This window comes from Kitasatospora sp. NPDC059747, from assembly GCF_042732955.1.
GTDB lineage: Bacteria > Actinomycetota > Actinomycetes > Streptomycetales > Streptomycetaceae > Kitasatospora.
The window spans coordinates 48,122-58,641 of the sequence record NZ_JBHWGV010000049.1; the positions used below are offsets into that span (position 1 = coordinate 48,122).

Consider the following 10,520-nt stretch of genomic DNA (forward strand, 5'->3'; position numbering starts at 1 on the left):
GGGTGGGGTCTTTGTATAAAGGCGGGGGGGGGGGGGGGGGTGTTTTTCTGGGGGGGTGTGCCCGGGGGAGGGGGCCCCCCCCCCCCCCGAGGCGCCGTCGAAGACGACGCTCCACGAGTCCGGCGCCGGCGAGACCTTGTCGGTGCGGTACATCAGCAGGTTGGCGCCGCGGCCGTGCGGGATGCCGTACATCCGGCCGCCCACCGAGTTCCACGGCTGGTTCTTGAGGCCCTCGAAGATATCCGCGTAGTTCGGGACGAGGCTCGTGTTGACGGGGGCGACGTCGCCGGAGGCGATCAGGCGCAGCGTCGCGTCGCCGGAGGCCGAGACGGCGTCGTACTGGCCGGTCTTCATCAGCGAGACCATCTCGTCGGAGGTGCCGGCGGTCTTCGTACTGACCTTGCAGCCGGTCTGCTGCTCGAAGGGGTGGACCCAGTCGACGTTCTTGTCGTCCGAACCGTCCTCGGCGTAGCCGGCCCAGGCGACGAGGTTGACCTGGCCCTCGCCGGCGCCCAGGGACTGGAGCATCGGGAGCTTCGGCGGGTTCGGGCCGTGGGCGCCGGTCGTCGCGGTGTTGCTGCTGCAGCCCGCAAGCAGGAGGACCGCGGCGGTCGTCGCGGTGCGGGCGATCGAGGGGATGCGCATGGGGTGTCTCCGATCTTCAGGGGAGAGGAACTGCGGGTGGACTACCGGCCGACGCGCACGGTGTGCTTCCGCTGCCAGGCCAGCACGACGTCCGTGCCCCGGTGGCGGACGACGTCGGCCGAGCCCTCGTCGAGGTTCTGCCGGACGGCGGTCAGCCGCCCGCCCGCCTCCAGGTCGACCAGGAACCGGGTGTGGCCGCCCGCGTAGACGACCTCGGCCACCCGCCCGGTCGCCGACAGCTCGTCCGGCCCGGCGGGATCGTCCGGGTGCGCTATCCGGATCTTCTCCGGCCGGATGCTGAACGGCCCCGCCTCGCCCACGACCTGCTCGGCCGCCGCGCCGTCCAGCAGGTTGGAGATGCCGACGAAGCCCGCGACGAAGGCGGTGGCCGGGTGCTCGTACACCTCGGCGGGCGAGCCGACCTGCTCGATCCGCCCCGCGTTGAACACCGCGACGCGGTCGCTCATCGTGAGGGCCTCGTCCTGGTCGTGGGTGACGAACACGAAGGTGATCCCGACCTCGCGCTGGATCCGCTTGAGCTCCGCCTGCATCTCGTGCCGCAGCTTCAGGTCCAGCGCGCCGAGCGGCTCGTCGAGCAGCAGCACCTTCGGCCGGTTCACCAGCGCCCTGGCGAGCGCCACCCGCTGGCGCTGGCCGCCCGAGAGCCGGGCCGGGCGGCGCCGCTCGAAGCCGTCGAGCCGGACCATCGCGAGCGCCGCGCGCACCCGCCGCGCCCGTTCGGCCTTGGGCACCCGGCGGACCATCAGTCCGTAGCCGACGTTCTGCTCGACCGTCATGTGCGGGAAGAGGGCGTAGTCCTGGAACACCGTGTTGACGTCCCGGTCGAACGGGGCGAGTCCGGTGACGTCCGCCCCGCCCAGCAGGACCCGGCCGGCGGTCGGCGACTCGAAGCCCGCGATCATGCGCAGCACCGTGGTCTTCCCGGAGCCCGACGGGCCGAGCATCGCGAAGAACTCGCCCTCGCCGATCTCCAGGTCCACGCCGTCGACCACGCGGACCTGGCCGTCGAAGCTCTTGGCGAGCGCTTCGAGCCGGACCGCCGCGGGCGGCGGGGCCGGTCGGGGCGCGTGGTCGTCGCTCATCAAGTCCTGCGGCCTTCCTGGTCGGTGTCCCGTCGTCGCTGCCGTGCGGGTGGCGTGCGGGTGGGTGTCATGCAACGGACGAACGGCTCGGCGCTCGGAAACCTAGGGGGATTCCCCCGATCCGGCTATGGACGCCCGCACGGTCTTCCGCCGCCGAGTTGTGCGGCGCTACAGTCCGGCGCATGTCGGTGACCCTGCGCGAACTTCTTGGGGAAGAGGCCCTCGGCCTGCGGCTGTGCACCGGCCCGGCCGGGGCCGAACGCGTCGTGCGCTGGGTCGCGGTGACCGAACTCGCCGATCCCACGCCGTGGATGACGGGCGGCGAGCTGCTCCTCACCACGGGCCTGCGGCAGCGGACCGCCGCCGCCCAGACCGCCTTCGTCCAGCGGGTGGCCGCCGCCGGCGCGTCGGCGGTCGGCTTCGGCACCGGGCTGAGCCACCCGACCGTCCCGCGGGCGACGGTGGCCGAGGCCGGGCGGCTGGGCCTGGCCGTCCTGGAAGTCCCGTACGAGACGCCGTTCATCGCGGTGAACCGCCTGGTCGCCGAGCGGATCGCGGCCGAGGACCACAGCGCGCAGCGGCGGCTCGTCGACCAGCACGACCTGCTGGTCCAGGCGCTGCTGGGCGGCGAGGGCCTCGGCGCGCTGCTGCGGGTGCTGCGGCGGGCGTGCGGGTCCGAGGTCGCCGTGCTCGACCGGCACGGGACGGTCCTCGCCGCCGCCCCCGAGCGGTCCGACGCACTGATCGAGGAGGTCCGGGCGGCCGGGCCGGACCTCGCGGAGTCGCCGGGTGGCCCGGTCCGGCTGCCGGTCCAGGTCGACGGGATGCTCGCGGCGTTCCTCTGCCTGCGGTCGGCCGGCGACGCCGCGGACGTGCTGCCGTACGCGGTGCGGCTGGTCGGCCTGGAACTGGCCCGCCGGCAGGCCCACCTGGCCGGGCGGCGGGAACTGGCCGGCCAGGTCGTCGAGGACATCGTCCGGGACGTGATCGCCCCGGCCGCCGCCGAGCGCAGGCTCGCCGCCTTCGGGCTCGACGCCAAGACCGCCCACCGGGTCGTCCTGGGCAGTCTCGGACCGGACGGCGGAGGGCCCGCGGCCGACCGGCGGCTCGCCCGGCTGCCCTGGCTCACGTCACCGGCGCCGGGGCACCCCGACTCCCCCGAACCCGTGCTCACCGCCGTCGTCGACCGGTACCTGGTCGCGGTGGTCCCGCAGTCCGCCCCCGTCGACGCCCTGGCCCGGCGCTTCGGCACCGCCCTCTCCGGCCTCGACACCCGCGCCTCCGTCGGAATCGGCGGCTGCTACCGGGGCGTCGACGGCCTGCGCTGGAGCTGGTTCGAGGCCCAGGCCGCCCTCACCCGCGGCCCCGGCATCCACACCGGCGACCCGCTCAACCTGCCGCGCCTGCTGCTCTCCAGCCCCGATCTGCCGCTCAAGCAGCTCGCCACCGAGGTGCTGCGCCCGCTCACCCGCTTCGACGAGGCCAACCAGGCCGACCTCGTCACGACCCTGCACGCGTACCTGGCCGCCGACTGCTCGGTCCAGGCGGTCGCCGACCGCCTGTACGTCCACCGCAACACCGTCCGCTACCGCCTGGACCGGATCGAACGCCTCACCGGCCGCTCCCTCCAGTCCATGCAGGACCGCTTCCAGCTCTGGCTCGCCCTCCTCGCCGCCTTCCCCGACCGCGAGCCGGCGAACTCCCGGCCCGACTGACCGGCTCCGGCTGATCGGCTTCGGCCGACCGGATCCGCCGGGCGGGAACCGGATGGCGCCCGACGTCCGTCCTGGACACCGGAGTTCATGCGTTCGACTGGCATCCACGGGGGGATGGAGAGTGTCGGAGAGCGGCAATTTCATCGGAGTGTTCTTCGTCATCGTCGGACTGGTGCTCGCCGGGGCGGGCCTGGCGTCGGCGATCGGCGTGGCCGGCGGGGCCAACCGGCGGGCGCGGATCCTGCAGGACGGAGTGCCGGCCGAGGGGCGGTGCCTGGAGACGTACGTGACGGTCGAGCGGCGGGTGGGCTCGGACCTGTCCGACCCGGGCCGCCACGTGCGGCACACGATCATCGGGTTCCGCACCGCGGACGGCCGCGACATCCGCATCGAGGAGACGTCGGGCGTACCGCGCGTCGTCGGTGACCACGTGCCGGTGCGCTACCTGCCCCTCGAACCGCACGTGGCGATGGCGGTCGACCGCAGCCCGGCCGGACAGGCGGCGGCCTCCGGCGCGAAGGTCGCGATGGGAGTGGTGTTCATGGTCGTCGGGCTGTTCGTCGTCGTCGTCGGCATCGGCATCGCGTCGAGCGGTTTCGACTCGGGACCGCCGCACGTCCCCGGCTTCCCCGCGCCGCAGGAGCCCGGCCCCGGGGGGTACGACTTTCCGTAGGGCCGGCGGGTCGCACAACCGCACGGCAGGGGTGAGGTCCGGCGGGATCGACCAACTGCCCCTTGCCGCGCGCCCGATCCGGCTAGCCTCGTACCACCGGTCTGGGCGCGGGAGCGTGCGGGAGTAAAAGTGGCCAGTGATCAGCCGCAGTTCCGGCGGATGGAGCGTCATCTGCGCGGCGGCGCCGAGGACGTCGACTACCTGATCGACCTGTCGAACGTCGTGCGGGAGACCGCGCTCGGCGGGGAGGCGCCCCGGGCGCTCGGGCGGCTGCGCCTGGTCCTGCGCGCCCTGCGGGAGTTCACCGGCGACGACCGGGTCACCGTCCACGCGATCGCCGACGACAGCCTGATGCGGCCGGAGTCCGACGGGCATTACCCGCACCCGGACGAGCCGCGCCTGCTGCGCGAGTGGCGGGACCGGGGGCTGATCGCCTCGGTCGGCGCCGCCGACCTCGACCTGCTCGAACAGGCCGACGAGTACCGCATCAGGGTCGTCAGCGGCGACAACTTCATCGGGCACCGGGCGGAGCACCGGTGGATCCAGGGCAACCGCGACCGCTTCCTCAAGCCGGTGCGCCCGCACGGCGGCCCGGTCCGGCTCGTCCCGCGCGACATGCGGGTCTACTCCGACCGGGAGATCTCCCGCGAGGGCGAGAAGGACCGGCTGCGGGGCGACGGGATGCTCTTCGAGGGCCGGCCGCGGCGCAAGGTGCTGGAGCGCTCCTGGCGCTGCCCCCTGCCGGGCTGCCACCCCGCCCCGGCCTTCCGGCGCCGGCGGGTGGTCTGCCGCACGCACGGCACGCTGCTCACCGACAGCGGGCCACGCCGTCCCCGCGTCCAGCTGAAGGTCATGGTGGACGGGCAGTGCCGGGCCTGGCACAACCTGGTGCAGGACGAAAGCGTGGAGTTCGTCCTCGGCCGGGCCAACCTCGACCGCATCGAGCCGTGCCACCTCGCCGAAGAGCGCCGCAAGCCGATCAGCCGCGAGCACTTGGTCCTGGCCTCCCGCCGGGGCGCCCTCCAGGTGCTCGACACCAGCCTGGCGGGCTGCGCGATCCGCACCGCCCGGCCCGGCGCACCGCCCACCGCCTGGACGGACCTTCCGCGCCTGCGGGAGGAGTCGCCGCAGCGCCCGAGGCAGTCCCTGTTCCGCCCCTTCGGCCCGGACGACGAGATCCTGATCGCCCCCGGCGTCGTCCTGTGCCGCAGCGGCCAGCAGTGGCCCGGGGAACGCCCCGAGACGGTGCCGGCCAAGGCGCCCCGGCGCTCGCCCACGGCGGACGAGCCCACCCGGCCGGGCTGAGCCGGAGCGGACGGGCGGACCCGGAGCGGACGGCGGATCCGGAGCGAACGGCGGACCCGGTCCAGGCCGGCGGAACAGTCAAAGAGGCGACGAGGAAGAAGAGTTGGAACACCTCTGGAACACCGATCCGGAGCGGATCGGCCCTTACCGGCTGTACGGCAGACTCGGTGAGGGCGGCTACGGCACGGTCTACTACGCCCGCCGGATCGAGCCGGGCGACTGGGCGGGGCGCGAGGTCGCGCTCAAGGTGATCCGGCCGGACCGCCTGGCGAGCGACCAGCGCACCTACCGCGAACGCTTCGTCCGGGAGGTGCGGGCGGCCCGCGCGGTCGGCGGCCGGCACACGGCCAGGGTCGTCGACGCCGACACCACCGCCGACGAGCCCTGGTTCGCCACCCGGTACATGCGCGGCATCGACCTCCGGTCGACGCTCCGCTCCTGCGGCGGCCCGCTGAAGGGACGCACCTGGCAGGTCCTCGCGGCCGGGCTGGTCGACGCGCTGACCCGGATCCACGCCGTCGGCCTGGTCCACCGGGACCTCAACCTCTCGAACGTCCTGCTGGACAGCCACGGCCCCTGCGTCATCGACTTCGGCATCGCCCGCGACCTCACCCGCACCGACGGGACCGCCCTCACCGGGGCGGGCAACCCCGGCACCCGTGCGTTCTCCTCGCCCGAGCAGCTGAGGAACCGGCCGGTGGAACGGCCGGGAGACGTGTTCTCCCTCGGGCTGGTCCTCGCCTACGCGGCGCTCGACCGCCATCCGTTCGGCGCCGGATCCGAATCGGAGATCACGGCCGGCATCCTCGCCGGCCGGCCCCGGCTGGACGGCCTCCCGACGGCGGTCGCCAAGGTGGTCCGCCCGTGCCTGGAGCCCCTCCCGCAGAACCGGCCGACCACGGACCGGCTCGCCGCCCTGCTGCCGGCCGCCGAACCGGACGTCACCGGCTGGCTGCCCTCCGCCGTGCTGGCCGCCATCGTCGACCGCTGGCAGGTCGCGAACGAGCTGCGCGAGCCGCTGCGCCGCCGGCCCGCGACCGCGGGTCCGCGGCCATCGCTGACCGTGCCGCCGACCGCGCCCGGCCTCTCCCCCACCGCCGACGACTGGAACCGCGAGGACCACGACCTCGCGGCGTCGCCGACGGGCGGCGGACAGCGGCAGGGGACGACCCAGCCGCCGACGGCGGCGAAGCAACCGGCCGCCACGCAGCCCGCCGTGAAGCAACCGGCGGCGAAGGGGACTGTGGCGAAGGGGACTGCGGCGAAGCAACCCGCGGGCAAGCAAGCCGCGGCGAAGCAACCCGCGGCCGCCCAAGCCGCGGCGCCGAAGGAGAAGCCCGCAAAGCCGTACGTCGGCGAGCCCGGGGCAAAGTGGCGGGCCGCCGCCGAGGCCGGGAACGCCAACGCGATGCGCCAGGTCGCGCTGGCCGTGCGGGCGACCGGCGATCTGCAGGCCACCCTCTACTGGCTGCTGCTGGCCGCCGGGGCGGGCAACACGACCGCCGCCCGCGAGGCGGCGCAGCTGATCGAACGGTACTTCCCGCACCGCGGGCCCGAGGCCGTCACGCTGTACCGGTCGGCAGCGCGGGCCGGCGAGTCCCAGTCCATGATGCGCCTCGGCACGCTGGCGGAGGCAGAACCGGGCGGCGCCGGACGGGCCGAGGCGCTGGTCTGGTTCGAGCGCGCCACGGCCAAGGGCTCCAACCAACAGGCCACCGACGCCGTGGCCCGGCTCAGGAGCACCCGGCCCAAGACCGGCGTCTCCTGGCGCGAGCGCGCGCTCCTGACCGCCTACCAGGACGCACCACCGGGCAACGAGGGCGCCACGGCGTTCGACCTCGCGAGCTGGTACCACAAGGAGACGCGCGTCCCCGAGGCGCTGCACTGGTACCTGAAGGCCGCCCGGGCCGACCACGCGCACGGCATGCTGCTGGCCGCGGAGCTCCTCGAACAGACCGGCCGGGCCGAGCAGGCGATCACCTGGTATCGGCGCGCCGCCGAGAAGCGCCACCCTGCGGCCGGCAAGGAAGTGGAACGGCTGCGCACGGGGCTGGAGCGCGCCCCCGGGCCCTCGGGCGCGGCGGCAAAGGCGCCTGCCAAGGCACCGGTGCAGGCACCCGCGAAGAAGCCCACGAAGAAGGCCGCCGCCACCAAGACGTCCGCGCCGGCCAAAGCACCCGCAAAAGCGCCCGCCAAGGCGTCGGCGAAGGCGCCCGCGAAGGTGCAGATCCCCTCCACGTCGCTCTCCGCCCGGGAGCAGGCGCAGTTCCACGAGCTCAACGGCCATCCGGCACACGCACTCACCTGCTTCCTGGCGGCCGAGCAGCAGGGTGACCCCACCGCACCTCGCGAGGTCGCCCGCCTCTCACTGACACTGCACGAGACCGCCACCACGAGCGAGGAGCGCAAGCGGCTCAGAAGGGCGGCCGTCAAGCGCTACCGCGCCCTGGCCGAGGCCGGCGACCGCGCCGCCGCGTCGATCATGGCCACCCTCGACCCCGCCCGCACCCGCCACTGGCTGGAACAGGCGGCCGCGGCGAACGACGCCGGGGCGATGCGGAAGCTGGCCCGCCTCCACCTGGAGTCGGACACCGCCCAGGACCACCGGATCGCGCTCGACTGGCTCCACCGCGCCGGCGAGGCCGGCAACCTGGGGGCGATCCTGGACGGCGCCCGGGCCCTGGAGCGCAACGGCTCGTACCGGGCGGCCATCGAGTGGTACGGCTGGGCCGACGAACGCGGCCACCCCGGCGCGGCCGAGCAGGCCGCCCGGATCGAGGCCGAGCACCCCTTCACAGCGGCGCTGCGCCTCTTCTCGAAGCGGACCTGGCTCCGACAGCGGGACGACCGCACGGGTCGGAACACCTAGAACAACAGCTCCGGAACCCGGAGGAATCAGCGCTGCCAGAGGAACGCGGCCCCACCGCACTCGCGGCACGTCGGCCACACGAACCCGTCCGGTGCGAGCGGGATTCCGCCGGTGCGCCCCCAGGAGCGGGGGCAGGCCTCAGGACTTCTCCTCGCGGCGCCGCGCACGGCGCCTGCGGAGGTGCCACGCGACGATGGCGATGACGACGAGGGCGGCCAGCGCGATCGCCGCGACGCGGCCCGCGACGCCCTCGACCCGGCGGTAGGCAGCGCCGGCGAAGTAGCCGAGGAGGGTGCAGCCGACGCCCCAGGCGATGCCGCCGACGGCGTTGTAGAACAGGACGCGGCGGTAGGGCATGCGGGAGGTGCCCGCCAGTGCGGGCACCATCGTGCGGAGGAAGGCGATGAACCGGCCGAAGAAGACGGCGGCCGAACCGCGTCGGCTCATGAAGTCCCGCGCCCTGTCGATCCGTTCCTCGTGTCGGCGCAGCGCGCGCGTGTGCAGGAGGGACGGCCCGAAGCGGCGGCCGATCTCGTAGCCGACGGAGTCGCCGAGGATGGCGGCGCCGACGACGGCGACCGTGATCCACGCGAGCGAGACCTTGCCCTGGTGGGCGAGGAGACCGCCGAGGATGGCGGAGGTCTCACCGGGGACGACGAAGCCGACGAATCCCACGAAGATCGCGTCCTCGGCGAAGACCAGCGTCGCGACGACGGCGTACACCACCGGTCCGGACAGTCCGCGCAGCCAGTCGGTGATCACGTTCATCGGCGCACCCCGCTCGGGATCACCCTCCCATGATCCCGCCGGAACGCCCCGACCGCCCACGACCACCCCGGGTGACCGCCGGGTGACCACCGGTCCTCAGCGCGTCGGGCGCCTGCCCTTGCGGTGGTCCTGCTTCGGGAGGATCTGCCCGAGCATCGTCGGCCCCGAGGGTTCGCTGCGCGCAGGCGCCTTCGGGAGCGGCGTCTCGCCCTCGAAGACGAAGGTCCGGCCGCTGATCTCGACCCACACGGACTCGTGCAGCAGCAGCCGCTGCCCGCGCCGCAGCTGCCACGTCCGCCCGGGCCGGACCTCGCGCTCCGTGCCGTCGGCCGAGCGGACCCGGCAGCCGTTGGTGCTCGTGTCGTGCGCCTCCAGGACGCCGTCGTGGCAGGCCAGCCGGACGTGCGAGCGGCTGACGAGGTGGGTGGCCGCGCCGGTGAGCCACGGGCCGATCAGGACGGCCCGCTGCCCCTTGCGGGCCACCGGGTCGCGTCCGACGACGACGTCGTGGCCGGCCACGACCACGACGCGCGTCTGCACCTCGTCGTTCACGTGGATCTTGACCTCGACCTGGCTCGGGCGCGGCCCGCGGTCGATCAGCGGCAGCCGGTGCGTCGGGCAGACCGCCCGGCCGCGGTCGTGCCGCGGCAGCGCCTGGCCCGCGCCCGTCCGGCGCCCGCCCTCGAAGAGCCGGCAGCCGCGCTCCGGGCAGCGCCAGAGCCGTTCGAGGAACTCGCGGCGCGGGCCGCTGCCGGTGCGCCGGTCGAGCATCCCGGCGGAGAGCAGCAGGCGTTCCTCCTCCTTGCGCGTGATCTGCCAGTCCTCCGGCACGGGCATGACCCGCCGGACGATCCCGACCCGGCCGCCGGGCAGGGGGACGGGCTTCACGAAGCGGTCGCGGTTGCCGGAGATCCACGGGTAGCGGCGGTGGAACTCGACGAAGCCGTCGTCGCTCACGACCGAGACGCCGGAGAGGTCGGCGATCTCTATCAGCCGGTCGTCCGCGACCGTTCGCGGCTCCATCAGACCGGCCTCGACCCAGTCGTGCAGCTGCGCCCGCTCGGCCCGGGTGAGGTAGGAGTCGGTGAGCAGCGAGTCGTCGACGACGGCGTAGATCTGCAGGGTGTGGTCGCCCACGTGGGAGGCCAGCGCGCGGCAGAGCGCGGTGAGCCGCGACAGGTCGGCCTTCCGGGCGCTCAGGAGAGCGTCGTCGCGGACGACGTTGGAGACGTCGACGACGAAGTCGGCCGAGGCCGGGTCCAGCGTCAGGAATTGCTCCGCAGACATGGGCCGAGGCTAGCAGTGGCGGTGTTGAGCCGCCGTCAATGTCGCGGACTCTCATGCCGGTTTCCCTCCTTCTCATGAACGAGGGCAACCGGGGCCGGATCACCCCACGTAGACGCCGGTGTACTCGAGGCCGTAGGAGGTGAGCCTGGTGTAGT

Annotated in this window: 8 protein-coding genes; 4 read left to right on the forward strand and 4 right to left on the reverse strand. The window is 74.1% G+C overall.

What is annotated here, in order from left to right; all coding sequences use genetic code 11:
* Both ACFV4G_RS22060 and ACFV4G_RS22065 read right to left on the reverse strand, forming a co-directional pair.
* A partial coding sequence (locus tag ACFV4G_RS22060) for an extracellular solute-binding protein (protein ID WP_380442916.1) occupies positions 1-645 on the reverse strand: 645 nt, incomplete at its 3' end.
* 41 nt (positions 646-686) lie between these two features.
* On the reverse strand, positions 687-1,748 hold the full coding sequence (locus tag ACFV4G_RS22065) for an ABC transporter ATP-binding protein (protein ID WP_380442918.1): 1,062 nt from the start codon (positions 1,746-1,748) through the stop codon (positions 687-689).
* A gap of 182 nt (positions 1,749-1,930) precedes the next feature.
* On the opposite strand from ACFV4G_RS22065, the gene ACFV4G_RS22070 reads away from it, so the two are divergent.
* From ACFV4G_RS22070 to ACFV4G_RS22085, 4 genes are all read left to right on the forward strand, one after another.
* Entirely contained in the window at positions 1,931-3,463 is a 1,533-nt protein-coding gene (locus tag ACFV4G_RS22070) for a PucR family transcriptional regulator (protein ID WP_380442920.1), read from the forward strand.
* 121 nt (positions 3,464-3,584) lie between these two features.
* Positions 3,585-4,136, forward strand: a complete 552-nt coding sequence (locus tag ACFV4G_RS22075; protein WP_380442922.1) for a DUF3592 domain-containing protein — start codon at positions 3,585-3,587, stop codon at positions 4,134-4,136.
* A 129-nt stretch (positions 4,137-4,265) separates the two neighbouring features.
* Positions 4,266-5,441 (forward strand): FHA domain-containing protein, encoded by a 1,176-nt coding sequence (locus tag ACFV4G_RS22080; RefSeq protein ID WP_380442924.1) that lies wholly within the window; start codon positions 4,266-4,268, stop codon positions 5,439-5,441.
* Between the two features lie 103 nt (positions 5,442-5,544).
* The gene (locus ACFV4G_RS22085) at positions 5,545-8,310 is read left to right on the forward strand and encodes a protein kinase (RefSeq protein ID WP_380442926.1); all 2,766 of its coding nucleotides are present in this window, start codon (positions 5,545-5,547) and stop codon (positions 8,308-8,310) included.
* Positions 8,311-8,448: 138 nt separating this feature from the next.
* Here the strand turns inward: ACFV4G_RS22085 and ACFV4G_RS22090 are convergent, their stop codons facing one another.
* The gene (locus ACFV4G_RS22090; RefSeq protein WP_380442928.1) at positions 8,449-9,078 is read right to left on the reverse strand and encodes a DedA family protein; all 630 of its coding nucleotides are present in this window, start codon (positions 9,076-9,078) and stop codon (positions 8,449-8,451) included.
* 96 nt (positions 9,079-9,174) lie between these two features.
* Positions 9,175-10,365, reverse strand: coding sequence for a hypothetical protein (locus ACFV4G_RS22095; protein WP_380442930.1), 1,191 nt, complete (start codon positions 10,363-10,365; stop codon positions 9,175-9,177).
* Positions 10,366-10,520: the final 155 nt, after the last annotated feature.